Here is a 21,485-nt window from a genome sequence, read left to right as displayed (position 1 = left end):
TGTGGAAATGGAAGACCTTACCCTGTTGTCCACGCGGCGAAGTCGTCGTCTTAGGCGCCCAAGCCGCCATGAACGACCCGGACGTCAAGCGCCACTGGGCGGTCTGAATACCTTATTCGTGCCCCCCTCGGCGATGGCGTTATCCAGTAACGCAAGGAGCTTCTCACGCTTGGTGTCTACCATCAAGCGTTCACGCACCAGGAACTGGGCGAACGCAAGTCTGGCCTCGTTAGATCGCCCCACCTTGGCAAGCACGAATGCGATGGCAAGTGGGGCTTGGGTATATCTATAGAGACCGAGCCCGCCCGGTGAGAGATACGCTTTCAGCCAGTCGATGGCTGCAGGTAGATTCTCCAAAGAGCTAGCCATTGACCAGAATGATTCTGCGCGGAGTATCGCATGTGAAATCACATGCTCAACGCGTTCGATCATCGGTCCAGCACCCTTGGTGTAAGGCATATCAAGATCGGAATCGTGCGCATCAACGCAGAGGTCAAATATGGCAGATTTATGCGTTCTATGCCATTTAACTCCAGCGCCAGAAAAGTCGGGAACAAAATCCAGTGACACTCCCCAAGCCGGCGCCACCTGGCCTCCCTTCCATTGATGGATACTGAAAATCTGTCGAATCGGCGCATCTTCGCTACGAACCCAGTGAAGTGGTTTTTGCACTTCAAATCCCCTGGGCCCTAACAGCCTCTCGACGGCTGGAGAAACCAGCTCATGAATTTGGTTGATGCTTAGAGTGGGAGTTTGCAATTGTGAGTGTTCGATCATTGGCGTCGGTCGAAATTAACTGCCCCCATTCGTTGAATGTCACCACCCAGTCGATCTTCGAACCGGATGGCCCACCCAAGCCTATGCCGCTGCTCGTAATGCTTCCATTGAATGTCAATGGAACGGTGTCTTCTGCTGCAGGTTCGCGACGGAAGATCGTTACAGTTGAAGAATCTATTTTCCAGAGATCGTTAAAAAATCCATAGGGTGGTAGCTGGTTACGCGGGATTCGCTCGTAAGCAATGACTTCCCACATCCCTTTTATTCTTTCTTGCGCGGAAAATCCAGAGTAGTCCGCGCGATCATAGCGGGAGTCTTCTGACCTTGAGCCATTGGCGACAGGACATACAACTTGCCTGCTTCAGTGAAATGCAGTTTTTGATTCGACACGCCATTGGGCATGGTGTTCATCACATCTTGCGGAGCAACATACGTCAACTCCCAAGTACCAGCGATTAAAGATGTTTGAGCATGGGCTATAAAAGGGAAAAGCGCTATTAGCGCGAGCAGCCACTGTATGGCAATGTGAGTTCGAGACATCGTGCTCCTACTATTGGTGCGTCTTGAAGAAGTTGCGGGTGATGGTGTCCATTTCGCCGCTGCGTTTCATTTGCTGGATGGCGGCGTCGAACTGTTTGACGAAGTCGGATTTGTAGGTGTAGCGGCCTTTGTCGCGGTCCGTGTAGCCAAGGTAGCCTTGTTTGGCGGCGATCTGGATGGCTTCACTCAGTTCGGCGTGGGTGCCGCCTTCTTGATATTTGCCTTCGGCTTTCAGCTGTTTGATGGTCCACTGGATGGAGATGCGGTCGTTGATGTAGCAGTCGATGCGCTTCATGCCCAGTTTGATGATGTTGGTTTCGCTGTCTTTGCCTTCTTCAATGCGCAGGCGGCCAGCTTTGACGGCATTGTCGAACGCTTCGCCGCCGACGATGAAGCCGGCGTTGTTGCCGATCGTGAGGCCATAAAAATCTTCCGGCCAGCGCTTGCGCGGCTTGGCGGCGATGACGTCTTTGCGGCAGTAGGCCACCACGTGTTCTTCAAACAGCGGCTGCGAATATGGCCAGGTCCACGGCTCGTCTTTGGTATTCATGTAGGGCGGGTAGAGCGCGAAGCCGGTGCCCGACTTGAGCAGCGCCATGCCGCGCTTCCACGGCACGGCGCGTACTTCGATTTTGTAGCCGGGCATATGGCTGAAGGCCGCGCGCACTATGTCGTAATACAGGCCGGCGGGCTTGCCGTCTTTTTCGTAGGAGTAGGGCGGATAGCCAGCATCGGCGTAGATAGTCACTGGAATCTCGCCCGCGTGCGCGAACGCGCTCACCGCATACAGCAACAGCCCGACCATGCCGCCCACCAGCGTGCCGTTGACGCGGATGTATTGCAGGTCTTTGCCGATATTGAGTTCAATCTGGCGCGACATGTCCTTGTCGTCCCACGCTTTGACCGTGTCGCTGATGTGGCGTGTCAGGAAGCTGGAAAAGGCCGGCGCCAGTGTGCGCGCCATACCGGCCAGATGCTGGTTGAGCGAGGCTCGCATGTCGGGGTGCGTCAGCAGTTCGTCGCTGAGCCATGCGCCGGCTTGCACTACGCCAGCGTTGAGGCGCGAGTCTTCGGCGTTGATATCGGCTTTGATCCAGTCGCGCACGCTGTGCCACAGGTTCAGTGTGTAGCGGTTGAAGGTGTCGCTGTCGCGCAGGTAGCGTTTGAAATCTTCACCTTTGGCGATGAAGGCCGGGTCAGTTTGCAGCCGCTCCACGAAGCGCTGCACCATTTCGTCGAAGCGTTGGCGCAGCTTGTGGTCTTTGTCGGCGGCGATGTTTTCCATGATGTTGTTGAGCGTATTGGCGATCATGGCGGCGCCGTTTTCACTGATCCATTCCGTTGGCAGCATCAGCGACATGGTGGCATGTTCGCGTTTCAGCCAGCTGACGATCAGCTCCGTGATCAGCTCGCGGGTGGCGGGGCGGTTCAGCAGGCCAACCAGTGCGCGCATGCCGTCGTCCAGCAGTTCCTGATGGCGGCCTTCGCTGGTCAGACCTGCGATGACGGTGCCCAGCGCCGGCGCCATATCGAGTTTGCCGATGGCGGCATGCAGCGCGTCTTTCAGCAATTGCTGGATGCGCGCGTCGTCGGCAGTGGCGAGGATTTCCGGCACCAGCCGTGCCAGTTGTGCGGCGAGGTAGTCGCGGTTGGCCGGCGCCTTTAGCCACTCGGCCACATTGGTGGCGGGATCGGTCTTGAGGATGACGGCGGCCAGCGATTCCGGCTTGAGGAATTTCTCTTCCACGAACACTGCCAGGTTGTCGGCGATGCGTTCTTTGTTACTGGGGATGATGGCGGTGTGGCGCGACACGAAGGGGATAGGCACTTTGCGGAACAACGCCACCACGGCGAACCAGTCGGCCAATGCGCCGACCATCGCGGCCTCGGAGACGGCGCGCAAGCCATCCACCCAGAAGCCGCGCGGCAGCAGGGTGGTGACGATGAAGACTGCGCAAGCGCCGGCCAGCAGCGACAGGGCCAACAGCTTGGAGCGTTTGAGTTCTTCTTCTTTGGTCATACAGGCAAGTGTATGACAAATCGCTCAGGAACGCTCCATTTTTGCCATCGCTACCGAAGCGGCGGAGGTGCGCGTTTCCACACCCAGTTTCACGAACACGTGTTCCAGGTGTTTGTTGATGGTGCGCGGGCTGGTACCGAGGATGTCGCCGATGTCGCGGTTAGTCTTGCCCTTGATGACCCAGTTCAGCACTTCGGATTCGCGCTGCGTGAGCTTGAAGGTAGCCATCAGTTTTTCGATTTGCGCGGTGTCGGATTCTTCGCGCAGCACGATCATCCATTGTTCGTTTTCACTGAACTCGGCCGCCGAGAAGATCAGGCGGCGGCTGCCGCGTGGCAGTGTCAGCGGCGGGTGCGACTGGCCCTGGCTGTGCGCCAGTTGCGTGGCCTGCAGCCATGCAGGTAGTTCGGCGTCGACCATATAACCTTGCATCAGCGTGCGCGCCAACGGCGTTTGCCAGACGATCTTGCCGTCGCGCGGCGTCATGGCGATGACGGCGTTGCCGAAGGCGTCCAGCGCAGTGCGGGCCTGGTCGACCAGCCGCGCGGTCTGCATGTGCGAGGCGATGCGCGCCAACACTTCGCTGGTGCGCAGCGGTTTGGTGACGTAGTCGTTGCCGCCAGCGTCAAAGGCGGCCACCACGTGTTCGGCCTCGGTCAGGCCGGTCATGAAGACCACCGGGATGTGGCGCGTGGCCAGGTTGGCTTTCAGGTGGCGGCAGGTGTCAAAGCCGTCCATGCCCGGCATGACGGCGTCCAGCAGGATGATGTGCGGCTGCGCTTCGGCGGCGCGGATCAAGGCGGTTTCGCCGCTGTTCGCCACCAGCACGGTGTAGCCCGATTCGTCGAGCGCATCGTGCAGGACGGCGAGGTTTTCCGGCACGTCGTCTACCACCAGCACGACGGCGGCTTCAGTGTTGAAGTTCATTGTTCTCTTTCACAAAGTCCGCCATCGCGTCCAGCTGGAAGCGGGCGGCAAAGTTGCGCATGGTGTTGGCGAATTGCGGGTACTGAGGCGCAATCTCGTCGAGTTTTTTCTGGATGCCGCGCACGTAGCCGACGCGTACCAGTTCGCGCAGCGCGGCCATGATCTCGTCCGGCGGGAACACCAGTTCGAGCGGCACGGCGGGCGCGGTCGGTGCTTCGCGCGCTTGTGTGATCCAGTCCAGTGACAGGCGCGCACCTATCCAGTCCAGCAGTTCGTTCACGTTCACCGGTTTGACGAAGAAGTCTTCGGCGCGGATGGCGGCTGGATTCTCCATGCCTTTGTCGAAGGCGTTGGCCGAGACGATGGCGATGGGCGTCACCGACATTTCGCGCCGGCGCAGGATGTAGCTGGCTTCCCAACCGTCCATGCCGGGCATGGCCAAGTCCATCAGGATCAGGTCCGGTTTGAAGCTGGCGTATTGGTCCAGGCATTCGAGGCCGGATTCGGCCTGCGCCACTTCAAAGCCCAGCGGCTGCAGGATGTTGAGCAGCAGTTCACGGTCCACGCGCTCGTTGTCGACCACAAGGATGCGGCGGCGCGCACCTTGGTAGCCGGTGCGTTGCGGCGCCGGCTCACGGCGCTGTCCGCCGGCGCGGCCGGAGCCGCCAGCACCACCGGCGCCCTGGCCGCCGCGCGCATCGCGCACATGCACGCTAGGGAGGAACAGGCGCACTTGGAAAATACTGCCGCGCGCGGAGCTGCGGACTTTGAGTTCGCCGCCCATCAGCTGCGTCAGCATGCGCGCGATCGGCAAGCCAAGGCCGGTGCCGCTGGCGTTGGCGTGCGCACTGGCGCTGCCGCGTGAGAATGGCTCGAAGATATGGTCGATCTCTTCCTGCAGGATGCCCGGCCCGGTGTCCTCGATTTCAAACGACGCCATCTCGCGCGCATATTGCAAGCGCATGACGATGCCACCATGACTGGTGAACTTGACCGCGTTGCCGAGGATGTTGATCAGGATCTGCCCCAGCCGCTTGCGGTCGGCGCGCACGCAATCCGGCAGGCTTCCAGTCAGTTCGTAGCGGAAGCTCAGGCCCTTGTTGGCAGCCTGCAGTTCGAACATGCGTACCACCTGGCCGATGAAGTCGGGGAAGTCCAGTTCCTTCATGTCGAACTTCAACTTGCCGCTTTCGATGCGCGCGATATCAAGCGTGCCCTCGATCAGCGACAGCAAATGCTCGCCGCTGTTGCGGATCACACGCACGGCTTGCTGGCGGTGCGCCGGAATCGCCGGATCGTTGTCCAGCAGCTGTGCGTAGCCGAGGATGGAATTGAGCGGCGTGCGGATTTCGTGGCTGATGCCGGCGATGTAGCGACTCTTGGCCTGATTCGCCAGATCGGCGGCCTGCTTGGCCTGTTGCAGCTGGGCGTCGGTTTGCTGGTGCAGCTCGATCTCGCGCGTCAGCAGGCCGGTTTGGCGGTTGGATTCTTCCTGCGCCACGCGGCGGCTCTCGCTGGTCAGCACCAGCCACCACGCAACGATGCCGCTCAACAGCAGCAGCGCCGCAAACACTTTGAAGAACACCAGCTGCAACTGCGGCAGCAGCGCCGCATCGGGCAGCACCGATTGCTCGTGGTAGTAGATCAGTCCTAGCAGCGCGCCCAGCGACAGCACGGTGACGATCATCAGCAGCAGGTAATGCCCAAGCCCGCTGCTCAGATAGCGCCACAGCGATTGCGGCAGCATGGCGCGCATGGCTTCCTGCCATTGCACGGCGACGCGCGCATGCGGCTTGCAGGTGTCATTGCAGCGGGCATCGAGGCAGCAGCACAGCGAGCAGATCGAGCCTTGATAGGCGGGGCAGTGCGCCATGTCGTCGGCCTCGTATTCTTTTTCGCAGATCACGCAGGTTTTGCTGTGCAGCGTCTCGGCGGGGCGGGCGATGTAGTACTTGCCGCGTGTGGCGAAGGCGATCAATGGCGAGGCTGCCAACGCCGTCACCAGCGCGATGAAGGCGGAGAAGGCCTGCGCCTGCGCGCCGAACACGCCCATGAACGCCGCCACCGACAGCGCGGACGCCAGCAGCATCGCACCCACGCCAACCGGGTTGATGTCGTACAGGTAGGCGCGGCGGAACTCAATGCCTTTCGGGCTGAGGCCCAGCGGCTTGTTGATCACCAGGTCCGCCACCACCGCCGTAATCCACGAGATGGCGATATTGGAGTACAGGCCCAGCACCTGGTCCAGCGCTTGAAAAACGTCCAGCTCCATCAGCAGCACCGCGATCAGCGCGTTGAACACCGCCCACACCACGCGTCCCGGATGGCTGTGCGTCAGGCGCGCGAAGAAGTTGGACCACGCCAGCGAGCCGGCATAGGCGTTGGTCATGTTGATCTTCACCTGCGACACCACCACCAGCAGCGCGGTCGCCGCCAGCGCCGCCTGCGGATGCGAGAACACAAGGCCAAAGCCGGCGAGGTACATATGGGTCGGATTCACCGCCTGCGCCAGCGGCATGGCGCTGCTGATGCACAGCCACGCCAGCAGCGCGCCACCCAGCATCTTGGCGATGCCAAGCAGGATCCAGCCCGGTCCCGCCATCAGTACGCCGAAGTGCCAGCGCAGGCGGTTCTCTTTGGTCTGCTGCGGCATGAAGCGCAGGAAGTCGACCTGTTCGCCAATCTGCGTAATCAGCGCCACGCCCACCGCCGTCGCCGCGCCGAACATCAACACATTGAAGTGGCCGTGCGTGCCTTCGCGGCCGGCGTAGTCCAGCAATTGCGCCGGCAGTTCCGGGCGTTTGAGGAATATCGCGATGAAGGGCAGGGCCATCAGGATCAGCCACACCGGCTGCGTCAGCATCTGGATACGCGAGATCAGCGTGACGCCGTGCGTCACCAGCGGAATCACGATCAGCGCGCTCACCATGTAGCCTATCCATAGCGGCAGCCCGAAATACAGTTCCAGCGCGTAGGCCATGATGGCCGCTTCCAGCGCAAACAGGATGAAGGTGAACGAGGCGTAGACGAACGACGATATCGTCGAGCCGATGTAGCCGAAGCCGGCGCCGCGCGTCAGCAAGTCCATGTCGACGCCGTAGCGCGCCGCGTAGTAGCTGATCGGCAGGCCGGTGAGGAAGATGATCAGGCCCACCGCCATGATGGCCCACAGCGCGTTGATGAAGCCGTAGTTGACGGTGATGGTGCCGCCGATCGCTTCCAGCACCAAAAACGAAATCGCGCCGAACGCCGTGTTCGATACGCGAAACACCGACCAGCGGCGGAACGCGCGCGGCGTGTAGCGCAGCGCGTAATCCTCGATGGTTTCGTTGGCCACCCAGGTGTTGTAATCGCGCCGGATTTTGACGATGCGCTGAGTTGTGGTCATAAAAAAAGCAGCTAGTGAACTAGCTGCTTTTTAAGCAAGGAATATGCCTATGCGGCGATGCTGATTTACCCGAAGCGCTGCTTGCTGGAGTTCAGCTTGTCGAGCAAGCGCTTGAGTTCTTCTTCCATTGCCGGCGACAGGTTGGCGAACTGGCAGCCGATCTGCACCTGCTCACCCAGCAGGAAGGAGCGGAAAGTGCGCGACAGGCGCACTTCAAGGTCGGCGATCATCACGGAGTCCGGCCCCAGTTCCAGCCGCACGCGTTGCAGCTTTTTGCCGACGTGCAGGCCGACCGCGTCGCGCGGCGCGGCGCGCATGCCAACGCCGCCGGCCGAGAAGTCGTACAGCTGCAGCTCGTACGGCTTGCCATTCATGACGAAGGAGGCCATATAGTACACGCCCAGCGGCGTTTCCAGCCGCGCCGACGAGCGGCGGTTGAGCACCATGCACTTGAGCGGGAATTCCAGTTGCAGCAAGGTCGGCTGTTCCGGCAACGAAGTCCAGGTGTCCGAATTCAGGTTGAACTGGATCTTGGCCGAACGCAGCCAGGCGACAAAGGTGGCGGCGCCTGGCGGCAGGAATTCGCCTTCGTTCAGTTCCAGCACGAAGTAGGGGTTTTCCGGATCAACCGAGCGGATGCGCGCCATCACCACGTTGGTGGAGGAGGTCGGATAAATCGACACGGGCTCGCCGGATTCTGCGAGCGCGGTCAGGGCATCACCGATGTCATGTTCATCGGTCATGTCGTGCGGGTTCGAACCCGTCGCGATTGGCTCCACAGCGTCTTTTAGGGTGGGAGGCCCGCGGCGAAATTCATTTGGTATTGGATCGTTCACGACGGCATATCTCTTTGATAATGACTTCTGCAATGCGAGGTCGATCCACTTAGTTTACAGCGGATTCGCGGTTTTGGCTTGCAAAAAGGCAAGAATATTTGATTTCGTGTGGTTCAGAAGCGCTCGTCGGGACGCAAATAGCGCCATTGGCCGACCGGCAGATCACCCAGTTTCACTTTGCCGATGCGCACCCGCTTCAGGCCGACCACCTTCAGGCCGACCATTTCGCACATGCGGCGGATCTGGCGCTTCTTGCCTTCCTTCAGCGTGAAGCTGAGCTGGTCGTCGTTTTGCCAGCGCACCTTGGCCGGCAGCAGCGGTTTGCCGTCCATCCACAGGCCGTGGTTGAGTTTTTTCAGGTCGCTGTCGGGCAGCTTGCCCGGCTTGGTGTACTCGACGCGCACCAGGTATTCCTTGTCGACCTCGGTGGTTTCGCCGATCAGGTGCTTGGCCACGCGGCCGTCCTGGGTCAGCACCAGCATGCCGACCGAGTCGATGTCGAGGCGGCCGGCCGGCACCAGCGAACGCAGCTGCGTCGGATGGAACATCTCGGGCGACGGATCCTCGGGCCAGCGGTTTTCCGGCTTGATCAGCACCACGGCCGGCTGGTAGCCGTCCTCGGCCTGGCCGCTGACGTAGCCCATCGGCTTGTTGATGATGATGGTCACCCGCTTCGATTGCTCGGCGGCGGCCTGGCGTTCCACGGTGACTTTCTGGCTCGGGTAGATCTTGGTGCCCAGTTCGGACACGACTTTGCCATCGACGCGGACCCAGCCGCGTGCGATCCATTCGTCGGCCTCGCGGCGCGAGCACAGGCCCAGTTCGGACATGCGCTTGGACAGGCGGAGTAATTCTTCAGACATTTAGTAACTCTTTAAAACGGGTTAGACCTTGATGGCGTCCAGCAGGTCGGTTTCCAGCTGGATCTGGTTGCGGGCGTTGTTGAGCGCCGCGCCGTCGATCAGGAACACGTCTTCCACGCGCTCGCCCAGGGTCATGACCTTGGCCGTGTGCAGGTTGATATGGTACTTGGAGAGCACATTGGCGATTGAATACAGCAGGCCGGTGCGGTCGTTGGCGGCCACCGACAGCAGGTAGTATTGACCGCGCTCGTCCGGCCGCAGATCGACCGTCGGCTGGATCGGGAAGGTGCGCGACAGGCGCGACAAACGGCCCTTGCCCGGCGTCGGCAGCGGCTCCTGCGAGGTCAGCAGGCCGCACAGCTCGTGCTCGATCAGGCTGATGATGTCGCGGTAGCTCTTGGCGAAGTTTTGCTCGGTGACCAGGAAGGTGTCCAGCGCGTAGCCGTGGCGCGTGGTGTGGATCTTGGCGTCGAGGATGGAGAAGTTCTTGCGGTCGAAATAGCTGCAGATGCGCGCGAACAGGTCCGGCTGGTCCTTGATGTAGACCGCGATCTGCAAGCCTTCGCCGATCGGCGCCAGGCGGCATTTCACCACCGGCTGCTCGCTGTTGAAACGCTCGTACAGCGCGCGCGTTTGCCAGGCGATGTCGGAGGCGTCGTGGCGCAGGAAGTAGGCCACGTCCAGCTGCTGCCAGAAGGCTTCGTGGGCGTCGGCTTCCAGGCCGTACAGGCGCAGCGTGGCCAGCGCTTCCTGCTGGCGGTTGCGCAGTTCGTTGTCGGCGCTGTGTTCCTCGCCGCCCAGTACGCGCAGGGTGATCTTGTAGAGGTCTTCCAGCAGCTTGGCCTTCCACGCGTTCCAGACTTTCGGGCTGGTGCCGCGTATGTCGGCCACGGTCAGCAGGTACAGGCCGGTCAGGTGGCGCTCGTCGCCCACCACCTTGGCGAAGGCCTGGATCACGTCCGGATCGGACAAGTCCTGCTTCTGCGCCACTTGCGACATGGTCAGGTGGTTCTGCACCAGGAACACCACCAGTTCGGTGTCCTCGTCGCTCATGCCGTGCTCGCGGCAGAACTGCTCGGCGTCGGCCATGCCCAGCTGCGAGTGGTCGCCGCCGCGGCCCTTGGCGATGTCATGGAACAGCGCGGCCAGGAACAGCACCCACGGCTGGCCGAAGTTGGCCATCAGCTGGCTGCAGAACGGGTATTCGTGCGCGTGCTCGGCCATCGTGAAGCGGCGCATATTGCGCACCACCATCAGGATGTGCTGGTCGACCGTGTAGACGTGGAACAGGTCGTGCTGCATCTGGCCGACGATCTTGCGGAAGTTGGGCAGGTAGCGGCCCAGGATCGACAGGTCGTTCATGCGGCGCAGCGCGTGGATGATGCCGACCGGCGCCTGCATGATGCGCAGGAACAGCGCGCGGTTGGCCGGATCGGCGCGGAACGCCGCATCGATCTTGAAGCGTTCGTGCCACAGCGCGCGGGTGGCGCGCGCGGTCATGCCTTTCAGTGCCGGGCGCTCGGTCATCAGCAGGAAGATTTCCAGCATGGCCGACGGCGTTTTCTCGAAGGTGTCGTCCTCGGCGATGTCGATCAGGCCGTTCACATCGTTGAAGCGCTCGTTGATGCGCACCGCTTCGCCCGATTGCGGGAACAGCCGTTCCTCGATGTTCTGCAGCAGGATGGTATTCAGTTGCGTGACGGTCTTGGCGGCCCAGTAGTAGCGCTGCATCAGGTATTCGCTGGCGCGGCGCATGTGGACGCCGCTGCCGGTGGCGGTCAGGCCCAGCGATTCGGCAATGGCGGTCTGCACGTCGAACACCAGCCGGTCTTCGCGCCGGCCCGCATGCAAATGCAGGCGCACGCGGATGTCCTTGAAGGCGCGTTCCTTTTCCATCAGCTGCTTGGCTTCGGTCTGCGTGATCAGGCCGCTGGTGGCCAGCGTGCGCCACGAGTTGGCCAGGCCGGAGGCTTTCACCAGCCACAGGATCACTTGCAGGTCGCGCAGGCCGCCCGGGCTTTCCTTGCAGTTCGGCTCCAGGCTGAAGGCCGTGTCTTCATACTTGGCGTGGCGCTGCTTCATTTCCAGCACCTTGGCGTGGAAGAAGGCGCGCGGGTCCATCGCCGCCGCGTAGCGCTGCTCCAGTTGCTGGAACAATTGCTCGTCGCCGCAGATGATGCGCGCTTCGAGCAGGCTGGTTTGCACCGTGATGTCGGCCGCCGACTCGCTCAGGCATTCGTCCACCGTGCGGATGCTGTGACCGATCTCGAGGCCCAGGTCCCACAGCAGTTGCACCAGTTCTTCCAGCTTGGCGGTGGTGTCGGCGTCGGGCGCCTGTTCCAGCAGGATCAGCAGGTCGACGTCGGAATGGGGGAACAGTTCGCCCCGGCCGTAGCCGCCCACGCCGACCAGCGCGGTTTGTTCGGGCAGGCCGGCCGCGTGCCAGGCCGTGGTCAGCACCGCATCCACGCTCTGGCGCAGGCTGCGCAGCAGTTTCTCGGGCTTGCCGTCTTCCTTGAAAGCGGCAATCACCACCTGGCGGTCAGCCTTGAGCTGACGCTTGAGCTGGTCGCGCAGTTCCTGCTTCATCACGGCCGCGTTCACGGTTTAGGCTGCCTTGGCAGCTGCGCCAGTGATAAACGCCGGCGGCGGCGGGCTGCCGGCCGACAGGGTCAGCACTTCATAGCCGGTCTCGGTGACCAGGATCATGTGTTCCCACTGGGCCGACAGGCTGCGGTCCTTGGTTTTGATGGTCCAGCCGTCGTTCATTTCGCGGATCTCGCGGCGGCCGGCGTTGATCATCGGCTCGATGGTGAAGATCATGCCGGTTTCCAGCTTGACGCCGGTGCCCGGTTTACCGTAGTGCAGCACCTGCGGCTCTTCATGGAACACTTTGCCGATGCCGTGGCCGCAGAACTCGCGCACCACGCTGTAGCCGGCTTTTTCGGCGTGCTGCTGGATGGCGTGGCCGATGTCGCCCAGAAAAGCGCCCGGCTTGACTTGCTGGATGCCCAGCCACATGCACTCGTAGGTGATCTCGGACAGGCGCTTGGCCATGATCGACGGCTCGCCGATAAAGAACATGCGGCTGTTGTCGCCGTGGTAGCCGTCCTTGATGACGGTGATGTCGAGGTTGACCACGTCGCCGTTCTTCAGCACCTTGTCGCCCGGGATGCCGTGGCAGATCACGTCGTTGACCGAGGTGCAGATGGCTTTAGGGTAGGGCGTGTAGCCCGGCGGGCAGTAGTTCAGCGGCGCCGGGATGGTGCCCTGCACGTTGACCATGTATTCGTGGCACAGGCGATCCAGTTCGCCGGTGGTGACGCCGGCCTTGACGAAGGGGGTGATGTAGTCCAGCACTTCGGAGCCGAGGCGACCGGCTACGCGCATGCCTTCGATATCTTCGGCGGTTTTAATGGAAATAGACATATTGGATCGCAATCTGCAAAGTAAACGGTGAACGCGCCCGGCGCGGCCGGGCGTGCAATATGTCGAAATTATAAACGACAGCGCGCGGATCGTGCGGCTGTCCCGGCCGGGGATTAGCGGGCTTGCCGGCGGCTGCGGCGCACCTGCCAGCCGACCAGGCCGAGGCCGGCCAGCAGCATGGCCCAGGTGTCGGCTTCCGGCACCGGCGAGACGTCGCGCCCGATGTCGTCGTCGGTGAAGGCGCCGTCGCCGCCGAGCCTGCGGAAGCGGCTGTTGCTGGCGGTGGCTTCCAGTTCGGCTTCGTCCAGCAGTTCGGCCACGGTGTCTTGCGCGCGCTGGTGCGAGGCGCGCCGTTCGGCTTCCTCGGCCTCGTCCAGCGGCATTTCGCCGCGCTCCGGCGCGTCGGCCAGGCCCAGGTCGGCAAACGCAAGCGGTTGCTCCATCTCGCGCGCCTCTTCCTTCGGCGCGGCCGCCACGGCCGGCGCGGTGCGGCTGATGCGGCTGACATTGCCGCAGATGCGCGGCACCAGGATGCAATGCTCGCCCACGCAGTAGACGGCCCCGGGCTCGCTGCGGGTGGCGGCCCAGCGGTCGCGGGTGACCGTGCGGCATACCGAAGCGCGGCCAAAATGCATGTCGCGGATGGCGGGGTCGTACTGGTACTTGCCGGCGATGCCGTCGCGCGTGATGTTGACCTTGTCGTCCGACTGGCCTTCGGCGAGGCGGCGTTTCAGCGTGCTGCGCACGGCTTCGGGAATGTCGGTGTAGCGGTCGATGGCGGCGGCGGCGCCGCCGGTATAGGGGTTATGTCCGGGATTATCCCAGGAGCATGCGGGCTGGAGCGCGGCGGCAAGGGTTACGGCTAGCAATACAGGCATGATTGGTCTCTCAGGCGAATGCTATCGCATGGACTGGGCGCAGCAATAATTAATCTTCTGAAACTTTGGTAGCCGAAATAATATTACATTTTAGGCAGCTATAGACAGCCGGTAGGAAATTTATTTTGACTATCTACAAGCTATGCACAAGTCTGGTGCGTGCGCACCATTGCGGGGCGTCCGCATAGAGCGGGAAAGCTTGCTCTCCACCGGGTTTTCAAGGTAGAATCTTGGGTTGCTTGAATTTGGTTTAAGCAATGTTGTAAATTCCGTTAATTTAAACACGCGAATCCGGTCGACAAGGGTGCCTACTAGGTGACTGATCGGATTCCAGAACTAACCCTGGAGTAAATTATGTCCGTAACTATGCGCGAAATGCTGGAAGCCGGTGTCCACTTCGGTCACCAAACCCGTTTCTGGAACCCAAAGATGGCTCCGTTCATCTTCGGTCACCGCAACAAGATCCATATCATCAATCTGGAAAAGACGATGGGTATGTATCAAGAAGCGATGAAACACGTGAAACAGGTTGCCGCTAGCCGTGGCACCATCCTGATGGTTGGCACCAAGCGTCAAGCACGCGATATCATCGCTGCTGAAGCCCAGCGCGCAGGCGTTCCTTATGTTGACCAGCGTTGGCTGGGCGGCATGCTGACCAACTTCAAAACCATCAAGACCTCGATCAAGCGCCTGAAAGACATGGAAGCCGCTCTGCAAGACGGTTCGGTTGAGAAGCTGTCGAAAAAAGAAGCGCTGATGTTCCAACGCGAAATCGTCAAGCTGCAAAAATCGATCGGCGGCATCAAAGACATGGGCGGCGTTCCTGACGCAATCTTCGTCGTTGACGTTGGCTACCATAAAGGCGCCATCACCGAAGCCGCTAAACTGGGTATCCCAGTGATCGGCGTGGTCGACACCAACCACTCGCCAGAAGGCGTGCAGTACGTCATTCCAGGCAACGACGACTCGTCGAAAGCCATCACTCTGTACGCCCGCGGCGTGGCAGATGCGATCCTGGAAGGCCGTTCGGCAGCCGGCGCTGAAGTTGTTGAGCTGGTAAAAGCCGCAGCCGGCGACGAATTCGTCGAAGTCAGCGAACAGGCTTAATCGTTCCTGACAGGCTGTAAGAAAAAAAGGGGTGGCCAACAGCTCCCCCTTTTTTTTGACATAAGCACCCCCACCGAATACTGAAATACCGAATACAGGAGAAACACATGGCAGCGATTACTGCAGCAATGGTAGGCGAACTGCGCGCGAAAACCGACGCGCCGATGATGGAATGCAAAAAAGCACTGACCGAAGCCGAAGGCGACATGGGTCGTGCGGAAGAGATCCTGCGCGTCAAGCTTGGTGGCAAGGCCGGTAAAGCCGCCAGCCGCATCACCGCTGAAGGCGTGGTAGCGACCTACATCGCCGGCGGCGTAGGCGCCCTGGTGGAAGTGAACTCGGAAACCGACTTCGTTGCGAAAAACGACGACTTCCTGGCCCTGGCCAACACCGCCGCCCGTCTGGTAGCGGAAAAGAACCCGTCCGACGTGGCTGCCCTGCTGGCCCTGCCAGCCGGCGACGAAGGCAAGACCCTGGACGAAGTGCGTTCGGCCCTGATCGGTAAAATCGGCGAAAACATGTCGATCCGCCGCTTCCAGCGTTTCGAAACCAGCGCCAAGCTGGCGTCGTACCTGCACGGTGCCCGTATCGGCGTGATCGTTGAATTCGACGGCGCCGACGAGCAAGTCGGTAAAGACGTGGCCATGCACATCGCTGCAATGAAGCCAGTGTCGCTGTCGGCTGACCAGGTTCCAGCGGAACTGATCGAAAAAGAGCGTTCGGTTGCCCAACTGAAAGCGGACGAAGATGCCGCTGCTGCTGTTGCCGCTGGCAAAACGCCGCAAGCTGCCGACATCGTCGCCAAGCGTCTGGAAGGCTCGGTGCAGAAGTACCTGAAAGAAGTATCGCTGCTGAACCAGGCTTTCGTGAAAAACGACAAGCAATCGATCGAGCAGATGCTGAAAGAAAAATCGACCACCGTTAAAGCCTTCACCATGTACGTGGTAGGCGAGGGCATCGAGAAGAAGGTAGACGACTTCGCAGCAGAAGTGGCCGCACAGATGGCCGCTTCCAAAGGAGCGTAATACAGAAAACGGGCCGAGAGGCCCGTTTTTTTAAGCCCGCAGCAGTACGCGGCGCCGGGCGATGTATCATAGCGCCGCAGACTTAACCCTGAATAACCCAATCAATTAGGAGCCCCGTCTCATGTCCAAACCAGCCTATAAGCGCGTCCTCCTCAAATTGTCCGGCGAAGCCCTGATGGGCGATGATCCGTACGGCATCAACCGCGCCACGATCGAACGGACGGTGGCCGATGTGGCCGAGGTCGCGAAACTGGGTGTGGAACTGGCGATCGTCATTGGCGGCGGCAATATCTTCCGGGGCGTAGCACCCGGTGCGCAGGGCATGGACCGCGCCACGGCCGACTACATGGGCATGCTGGCCACCGTGATGAACGCGCTGGCCCTGGCCGACGCCATGCGCCATGTCGGCATCACCGCGCGCGTGATGTCGGCCATCGGCATCGAGCAGGTGGTCGAGCCGTATGTGCGCCCGAAAGCGCTGCAGTACCTGGAAGAAGGCAAGGTCGTGGTGTTCGCGGCCGGCACCGGCAACCCGTTCTTCACCACCGACACCGCAGCGGCGCTGCGCGGCTCGGAAGTGAGCGCGGAAATCGTGCTGAAGGCCACCAAAGTGGACGGCATCTACACCGCCGACCCGAAAAAGGATCCGAACGCCACGCTGTATAGCTCGATCAGCTTCGATGAAGCGATCGCCAAGCACCTGCAGGTGATGGACGCCACCGCGTTTGCGCTGTGCCGCGACCAGAAACTGCCGATCAAAGTGTTTTCCATCACCAAGCCCGGCGCGCTGATGCGCGTAATCATGGGCGAGGATGAAGGTACACTGGTTCACGTTTAATTTTCAAGAAAACAGGAGAGCAGCAATGTCCGTAGCTGACGTTAAAAAGAGCGCGCAAGAGCGCATGGTCAAATCGCTGGAAACCCTGCGCGGCGACCTGGCCAAGGTCCGTACCGGCCGTGCCCACGCCGGCATCCTCGATAGCGTGATGGTCGATTACTACGGTAACCCGACCCCGATCAACCAGGTCGCCAACCTGACCCTGGTCGACGCCCGCACCATCGGCGTGCAGCCGTTCGAAAAGAAAATGGCCGCCGCCATCGAGAAGGCGATCCGTGATTCCGACCTGGGCCTGAACCCATCGTCCCAGGGTGACCAGATCCGCGTGCCGACCCCGGCACTGACGGAAGAGCGCCGCAAGGAGATGGTCAAGCTGGTCAAGAGCGAAGGTGAAGACGCCAAGGTTGCCGTGCGCAACATCCGTCGCGACGCCAACGAGGGCCTGAAGAAGCTGGTCAAGGATAAGGCCATCTCGGAAGACGACGAGCGCCGTGGCACCGACGAGATCCAGAAGCTGACCGACAAAGCCATCGCCGACATCGACAAGATGCTGGCCGAGAAAGAAAAAGAAGTTCTGACGGTGTAAAAAAAGCAAGGACGCCAGCACGGCAGCAACTGCCGTGCTGGCGTCTTGTTTTTTCGACCAACACCTGCAATACTTTATACTTTGGCACCAACGTTTTCATGAAATATACGAGTTCGACTACCGAGGTTCCAGACGCACCCGCCGTGCCGCGCCACGTGGCCATCATCATGGACGGCAATGGCCGCTGGGCCACCAAGCGCTTCCTGCCGCGCGTGGGCGGCCACGTCAAGGGCGTGGAAGCCGTGCGCGCCGTGGTCGAAGCCTGCGCCCGCCGCGGCGTCGAATACCTCACCCTGTTTGCCTTCAGCTCGGAAAACTGGCGCCGCCCCGAGGAGGAAGTGTCGCTGCTGATGCGCCTGTTCGTCACCGCGCTCGAGCGCGAAGTCTCCAAGCTGCACGCCAATAATATCCGCCTGAAAGTGGTGGGCGACCTGTCGCGCTTCGATGAAAAGCTGCAAGGCATGATTGCCGCCGCCGAGCGCAAGACCGCCGCCAACACCCGCATGACCGTCACCATCTGCGCCAACTACGGCGGCCGCTGGGACGTGATGCAGGCCGTCGGCCAGATGGTCAAGGCCCATCCCGGCATGACCGACTTCACCGAAGAACAACTGGCGCCTCACCTGGCGATGGCCTACGCGCCGGAGCCCGACCTGTTCATCCGCACCGGCGGCGAACAGCGCATTTCCAATTTCCTGCTGTGGCAGCTTGCCTACACCGAGCTGTTCTTCACCGACACCTACTGGCCGGACTTTTCCGCCGAGTGTCTCGACGAGGCGATCGCCTCCTACCAGCACCGCGAGCGGCGATTCGGCCGTACCGGCGCGCAACTGGCTGAAAAGACAAACTGATGCTGAAAACGAGGATTATTACCGCTGTTGCTTTACTGGCGGTGCTGCTGCCGGTCCTGTTCTTCAACTATTTCCCCGCGTTTGCCCTGGTGGTGACGCTGTTTGTCGGCGCCGCCGTGTGGGAGGGCGCGCGCCTGTTCGGCCTCGCTGAAGGCAAGGCCCGCGTGGCCGGTGTGATCGGCGGCGCGCTGTTCGTCGGCCTGATGTACACCGCCAAGCCGGGTTCGGTCAACGCGCTGTACGGCGTGGCCGCGCTGCTGTGGATCATCCGCTATGCGCCAACGCTGGGCCTGGGCCTGCCGCAACTGGGCGGCGCGGCCAACTGGTCGCTGGCCATCACCTTTACCTTTGCCGTGTTTGCGTGCTTCTTCGCGATTGTCGGCCTGTACCTGCATTCGCCGCTGTTCCTGCTGTCGGTGATGGTGCTGGTGTGGATCGCCGATATCGGCGCCTACTTCTCCGGCAAGGCCTTCGGCAAGCGCAAGCTGGCGCCGACCATCTCGCCGGGCAAGTCGTGGGAAGGCGCGATTGGCGGCGCGATTGCCGTGCTGGCGATTGCCGCGCTGTCGGTGATCCTCGCCGATTCGGCCGCTCCGTGGCTGCAAGACACCTTTACCTACAAGCTGCACGCCCGCTTTGGCTGGAGCCTGACGCTGTTGATCCTGCTGGTGATCGTGATGTTCTCGGTCATTGGCGACCTGTTTGAATCCGCGCTCAAGCGCCGCGCCGGCATGAAGGACAGCAGCAACCTGCTGCCTGGCCACGGCGGCGTGCTCGATCGTGTGGACGCGCTGATTCCGGTGCTGCCGATGGCGGCGCTGGTCGCGTCCTGGCTCTGAAAGTAGCTTAATCATGCAACGTATTACCGTCTTAGGCGCCACCGGTTCCATCGGCGTATCCACGCTGGATGTGGTGGCGCGCCATCCGGAGCGCTATGCCGTCTACGCCTTGTCCGCGCATGGCCGCGTCGATGAACTGGCCGCGCAGTGCGTGCAGTTCCGTCCAGCGCGCGCGGTGGTCGGCACCGCCGCCGCCGCCGACCGCCTGGCCGCGCTGCTGCGCGCGGCCGGTGTGAGCACCGAAGTGGAGTGGGGCGAGCAGGCGCTGTGCGCCATCGCCAGCGCAGCGGAAGTCGATAGCGTGATGGCAGCCATCGTCGGCGCGGCCGGCCTGGCACCTACGCTGGCCGCCGCCCGCGCCGGTAAAAAAATCCTGTTGGCGAACAAGGAAGCGCTGGTCATGTCCGGCCAGCTGTTCATGGATGCGGTGCAGGAATCGGGCGCGGTGCTGCTGCCGATCGATTCCGAGCATAACGCCATCTTCCAGTCGATGCCGCAGTTCGGCGGCCGCGTGCCGGCGGTGCGCGACGCGGCGGCCGGCGTGGCCAAGATTTTGCTGACCGCATCCGGCGGCCCGTTCCTGGCGCGCGACGTCGCCACGCTGGACGCGGTAACGCCGGAGCAGGCCTGCAAGCACCCCAACTGGTCGATGGGCCGCAAGATCTCGGTCGACTCGGCCACCATGATGAACAAGGGCCTGGAAGTGATCGAGGCCCACTGGCTGTTCGGCGCTCCCGCCGACCAGATCGAAGTGGTGATCCACCCGCAGTCGGTGATCCATTCGATGGTGTCCTACGTCGACGGCTCGGTGCTGGCGCAGCTGGGCAACCCGGACATGCGTACGCCGATCGCCCACGCGCTGGCCTATCCGGAGCGCATCGCTTCCGGCGTGGCGCAGCTGGACCTGACCCAGATCGCCACGCTGCAATTCGAGAAGCCGGACTTCAACCGCTTCCCATGCCTGGCGCTGGCCTTCGACGCGCTGCGCGCAGGCGGCACCGCACCGGCCCTGCTGAACGCGGCCAACGAGGTGGCGGTGCAGGCCTTCCTCGACCTGAAAATCGGCTTCCGCCAGATCGACCGTGTGATCGCCCAAGTGGTGGACACGCTGCCGCACGGCGCCGCCCACAGCATCGAAGCGGTGATGGCGCAAGACGCCGCCGCCCGCGCCGCTGCTGAAGCCATCATCGCCGGACTGGCAAAATGAACTTCCTCCAAACCGTGCTGGCGTTCGTCGTCTGCCTCGGCTCCCTGATCGTCTTCCACGAACTGGGGCATTATCTGGTGGCGCGCTGGTGCGGCGTGAAGGTGCTGCGCTTCTCGGTCGGCATGGGCAAGGTGGTGTGGTCGCGCCGTTTCGGGCCGGACCAGACCGAGTGGGCCATCTCGGCGTTGCCGCTGGGCGGCTACGTCAAGATGCTCGACGCGCGTGAAGGCGAGCTTGCCGGCCTGCCGGAAGCGGACCTGCAGCGCGAGTTCACGCGCCAGAATGTGTGGAAGCGCATCGCCATCGTCGCCGCCGGCCCGGCCGCCAACTTCCTGATCGCCATCGTGCTGTTCGCCGGCCTGTTCATGCACGGCATCGAAGAGCCAAGCAGCAAAATCAGCGTGCGCGCCGCCGGTTCGGCCGCCGCCCAAGCCGGCTTGCAAAGCGGCGACGTGATCACCGCCGTCAACGAGCAGCCGGTGCAGGTGTGGTCGGAGCTGCGCTGGCAGTTCATCCAGTCGGCCATCGACAAACACGATATCCGCATTGCGGCCGAACGTCCGGGAGCAGGGCGCGTGTCGGCCACCGTGCCGGCGTCCGCGCTGGCCGGCCTCGATCTGGAAGACGACGTGCCGTCGCAGCTGGGCGTGGGCGTATCGCGTCCGGCCCCGGTGGTGCAGCAGGTGATGCCTGGCAGCCCGGCCGAACGCGCCGGCCTGCGCGAGGGCGACCTGCTGACCACAGTCGACGGCACGCCCGTTGCCGACGGCATCGCCTTCATCGACATCATCCGCGCCTCGGCCGGCAAGACCGTGCAAGTGGCCTTGCTGCGCGCCGGCCAGCCGCTGGTCCTCGACGCGGCGCCGCAAGCGGAGCAGGCAAAATCCGGCAAAGGAACTGTAACAGTCGGTAAGATCGGCGCTTACGTCGCGCTGCAGCCCGATATGATTAACGTGCCATCGTCCCCCATTGCGGCCCTCGGCAAAGCCGTCGCCAAGGTCTGGGATACCTGTGCGATGACGCTGAAAATGATCGGCAAAATGATCACCGGCGAGGCTTCGCTGAAGAACGTCACCGGCCCGATCACGATCGCCGATTATGCAGGGCAGACCGCACGAATGGGCGTGGCGAGCTATTTGAGCTTTATCGCCTTCATCAGCATTAGTTTAGGTGTAATGAATTTGCTGCCAATTCCGGTTCTGGATGGCGGGCATTTGCTGTATTATTCGCTGGAAGTTTTAACTGGGCGTTCTGTACCGGAGCGCGTCGGAGAGATTGCGCAGCGTCTCGGCATGGGTTTGTTACTGACCTTGATGCTGCTGGCGGTCTTTAACGACGTGGCCCGGTTGTTGTAGCAGTTATCGTTGATTTAGC

Annotated in this window: 19 protein-coding genes; 8 read left to right on the top strand and 11 right to left on the bottom strand. The window is 61.8% G+C overall.

Annotation, left to right across the window (positions count from 1 at the left end; translation table 11 throughout):
* Positions 1–84: 84 nt before the first annotated feature.
* From BMZ70_RS07100 to BMZ70_RS07055, 11 genes are all read right to left on the bottom strand, one after another.
* The gene (locus BMZ70_RS07100; RefSeq protein ID WP_175500761.1) at positions 85–672 is read right to left on the bottom strand and encodes a hypothetical protein; all 588 of its coding nucleotides are present in this window, start codon (positions 670–672) and stop codon (positions 85–87) included.
* Between the two features lie 49 nt (positions 673–721).
* The gene (locus tag BMZ70_RS28305; protein ID WP_165403450.1) at positions 722–1,033 is read right to left on the bottom strand and encodes a hypothetical protein; all 312 of its coding nucleotides are present in this window, start codon (positions 1,031–1,033) and stop codon (positions 722–724) included.
* 5 nt (positions 1,034–1,038) lie between these two features.
* Positions 1,039–1,317 carry a hypothetical protein gene (locus BMZ70_RS07095; RefSeq protein WP_092271613.1) on the bottom strand — a complete coding sequence of 93 codons (279 nt, stop codon included), beginning with the start codon at positions 1,315–1,317 and terminating at the stop codon, positions 1,039–1,041.
* A gap of 10 nt (positions 1,318–1,327) precedes the next feature.
* Positions 1,328–3,337 carry a DUF445 family protein gene (locus tag BMZ70_RS29280; protein WP_130300874.1) on the bottom strand — a complete coding sequence of 670 codons (2,010 nt, stop codon included), beginning with the start codon at positions 3,335–3,337 and terminating at the stop codon, positions 1,328–1,330.
* Positions 3,338–3,361: 24 nt separating this feature from the next.
* Entirely contained in the window at positions 3,362–4,264 is a 903-nt protein-coding gene (locus BMZ70_RS07085; protein WP_092271611.1) for a response regulator transcription factor, read from the bottom strand.
* Entirely contained in the window at positions 4,248–7,652 is a 3,405-nt protein-coding gene (locus BMZ70_RS07080; protein ID WP_092271609.1) for a hybrid sensor histidine kinase/response regulator, read from the bottom strand. Before BMZ70_RS07080 ends, BMZ70_RS07085 begins: the two co-directional genes overlap by 17 nt.
* Before the next feature lie 65 nt (positions 7,653–7,717).
* Positions 7,718–8,395, bottom strand: a complete 678-nt coding sequence (locus BMZ70_RS07075; protein WP_092271607.1) for a flagellar brake protein — start codon at positions 8,393–8,395, stop codon at positions 7,718–7,720.
* A gap of 206 nt (positions 8,396–8,601) precedes the next feature.
* Complete coding sequence (locus BMZ70_RS07070; RefSeq protein WP_175500760.1) at positions 8,602–9,351, bottom strand: pseudouridine synthase; 750 nt, start codon at positions 9,349–9,351, stop codon at positions 8,602–8,604.
* A 21-nt stretch (positions 9,352–9,372) separates the two neighbouring features.
* Positions 9,373–11,940: a [protein-PII] uridylyltransferase gene (locus BMZ70_RS07065; RefSeq protein ID WP_092277642.1), complete on the bottom strand. Its 2,568-nt coding sequence runs from the start codon at positions 11,938–11,940 to the stop codon at positions 9,373–9,375.
* A gap of 18 nt (positions 11,941–11,958) precedes the next feature.
* Positions 11,959–12,780, bottom strand: a complete 822-nt coding sequence (map, locus tag BMZ70_RS07060) for a type I methionyl aminopeptidase (RefSeq protein WP_092271603.1) — start codon at positions 12,778–12,780, stop codon at positions 11,959–11,961.
* A gap of 113 nt (positions 12,781–12,893) precedes the next feature.
* Positions 12,894–13,658 (bottom strand): MHFG family PEP-CTERM protein, encoded by a 765-nt coding sequence (locus BMZ70_RS07055; protein ID WP_092271602.1) that lies wholly within the window; start codon positions 13,656–13,658, stop codon positions 12,894–12,896.
* A gap of 354 nt (positions 13,659–14,012) precedes the next feature.
* Between BMZ70_RS07055 and rpsB the strand changes: the two genes are divergently transcribed.
* From rpsB to rseP, 8 genes are all read left to right on the top strand, one after another.
* Positions 14,013–14,765: a 30S ribosomal protein S2 gene (rpsB, locus tag BMZ70_RS07050; protein WP_092271600.1), complete on the top strand. Its 753-nt coding sequence runs from the start codon at positions 14,013–14,015 to the stop codon at positions 14,763–14,765.
* 107 nt (positions 14,766–14,872) lie between these two features.
* Positions 14,873–15,790 carry a translation elongation factor Ts gene (gene tsf, locus BMZ70_RS07045; protein WP_092271598.1) on the top strand — a complete coding sequence of 306 codons (918 nt, stop codon included), beginning with the start codon at positions 14,873–14,875 and terminating at the stop codon, positions 15,788–15,790.
* A 121-nt stretch (positions 15,791–15,911) separates the two neighbouring features.
* A complete protein-coding gene (gene pyrH, locus BMZ70_RS07040) occupies positions 15,912–16,628 on the top strand; it encodes a UMP kinase (RefSeq protein ID WP_092271596.1) in 717 nt (238 codons plus the stop codon).
* A gap of 25 nt (positions 16,629–16,653) precedes the next feature.
* Positions 16,654–17,214 carry a ribosome recycling factor gene (gene frr / locus BMZ70_RS07035; protein ID WP_092271594.1) on the top strand — a complete coding sequence of 187 codons (561 nt, stop codon included), beginning with the start codon at positions 16,654–16,656 and terminating at the stop codon, positions 17,212–17,214.
* 98 nt (positions 17,215–17,312) lie between these two features.
* Positions 17,313–18,065, top strand: coding sequence for a polyprenyl diphosphate synthase (uppS, locus tag BMZ70_RS07030; RefSeq protein ID WP_092271592.1), 753 nt, complete (start codon positions 17,313–17,315; stop codon positions 18,063–18,065).
* Positions 18,065–18,904: a phosphatidate cytidylyltransferase gene (locus tag BMZ70_RS07025; RefSeq protein WP_092271590.1), complete on the top strand. Its 840-nt coding sequence runs from the start codon at positions 18,065–18,067 to the stop codon at positions 18,902–18,904. Before uppS ends, BMZ70_RS07025 begins: the two co-directional genes overlap by 1 nt.
* A 13-nt stretch (positions 18,905–18,917) precedes the next feature.
* Positions 18,918–20,111, top strand: a complete 1,194-nt coding sequence (ispC, locus tag BMZ70_RS07020; RefSeq protein WP_092271588.1) for a 1-deoxy-D-xylulose-5-phosphate reductoisomerase — start codon at positions 18,918–18,920, stop codon at positions 20,109–20,111.
* Positions 20,108–21,466 carry an RIP metalloprotease RseP gene (gene rseP / locus BMZ70_RS07015; protein WP_092271586.1) on the top strand — a complete coding sequence of 453 codons (1,359 nt, stop codon included), beginning with the start codon at positions 20,108–20,110 and terminating at the stop codon, positions 21,464–21,466. The genes ispC and rseP overlap by 4 nt, the downstream gene beginning before the upstream one ends.
* Positions 21,467–21,485: the final 19 nt, after the last annotated feature.

The organism is Duganella sp. CF402 (genome assembly GCF_900109645.1).
In the GTDB taxonomy this organism is placed as follows: domain Bacteria; phylum Pseudomonadota; class Gammaproteobacteria; order Burkholderiales; family Burkholderiaceae_D; genus Rugamonas.
The sequence above is the reverse complement of the archived record's forward strand: the minus strand, read 5'-3'. Positions and strand labels throughout refer to the sequence as shown.

Bases quoted from the DNA above. Each gene is read 5' to 3' on its own strand.
- BMZ70_RS28305 (WP_165403450.1), bottom strand. From the start codon at position 1,033: ATGTGGGAAGTCATTGCTTACGAGCGAATCCCGCGTAACCAGCTACCA.
- BMZ70_RS07095 (WP_092271613.1), bottom strand. From the start codon at position 1,317: ATGTCTCGAACTCACATTGCCATACAGTGGCTGCTCGCGCTAATAGCG.
- BMZ70_RS29280 (WP_130300874.1), bottom strand. From the start codon at position 3,337: ATGACCAAAGAAGAAGAACTCAAACGCTCCAAGCTGTTGGCCCTGTCG.
- BMZ70_RS07085 (WP_092271611.1), bottom strand. From the start codon at position 4,264: ATGAACTTCAACACTGAAGCCGCCGTCGTGCTGGTGGTAGACGACGTG.
- BMZ70_RS07080 (WP_092271609.1), bottom strand. From the start codon at position 7,652: ATGACCACAACTCAGCGCATCGTCAAAATCCGGCGCGATTACAACACC.
- BMZ70_RS07075 (WP_092271607.1), bottom strand. From the start codon at position 8,395: ATGACCGATGAACATGACATCGGTGATGCCCTGACCGCGCTCGCAGAA.
- BMZ70_RS07070 (WP_175500760.1), bottom strand. From the start codon at position 9,351: ATGTCTGAAGAATTACTCCGCCTGTCCAAGCGCATGTCCGAACTGGGC.
- BMZ70_RS07065 (WP_092277642.1), bottom strand. From the start codon at position 11,940: ATGAAGCAGGAACTGCGCGACCAGCTCAAGCGTCAGCTCAAGGCTGAC.
- map (WP_092271603.1), bottom strand. From the start codon at position 12,780: ATGTCTATTTCCATTAAAACCGCCGAAGATATCGAAGGCATGCGCGTA.
- BMZ70_RS07055 (WP_092271602.1), bottom strand. From the start codon at position 13,658: ATGCCTGTATTGCTAGCCGTAACCCTTGCCGCCGCGCTCCAGCCCGCA.
- rpsB (WP_092271600.1), top strand. From the start codon at position 14,013: ATGTCCGTAACTATGCGCGAAATGCTGGAAGCCGGTGTCCACTTCGGT.
- tsf (WP_092271598.1), top strand. From the start codon at position 14,873: ATGGCAGCGATTACTGCAGCAATGGTAGGCGAACTGCGCGCGAAAACC.
- pyrH (WP_092271596.1), top strand. From the start codon at position 15,912: ATGTCCAAACCAGCCTATAAGCGCGTCCTCCTCAAATTGTCCGGCGAA.
- frr (WP_092271594.1), top strand. From the start codon at position 16,654: ATGTCCGTAGCTGACGTTAAAAAGAGCGCGCAAGAGCGCATGGTCAAA.
- uppS (WP_092271592.1), top strand. From the start codon at position 17,313: ATGAAATATACGAGTTCGACTACCGAGGTTCCAGACGCACCCGCCGTG.
- BMZ70_RS07025 (WP_092271590.1), top strand. From the start codon at position 18,065: ATGCTGAAAACGAGGATTATTACCGCTGTTGCTTTACTGGCGGTGCTG.
- ispC (WP_092271588.1), top strand. From the start codon at position 18,918: ATGCAACGTATTACCGTCTTAGGCGCCACCGGTTCCATCGGCGTATCC.
- rseP (WP_092271586.1), top strand. From the start codon at position 20,108: ATGAACTTCCTCCAAACCGTGCTGGCGTTCGTCGTCTGCCTCGGCTCC.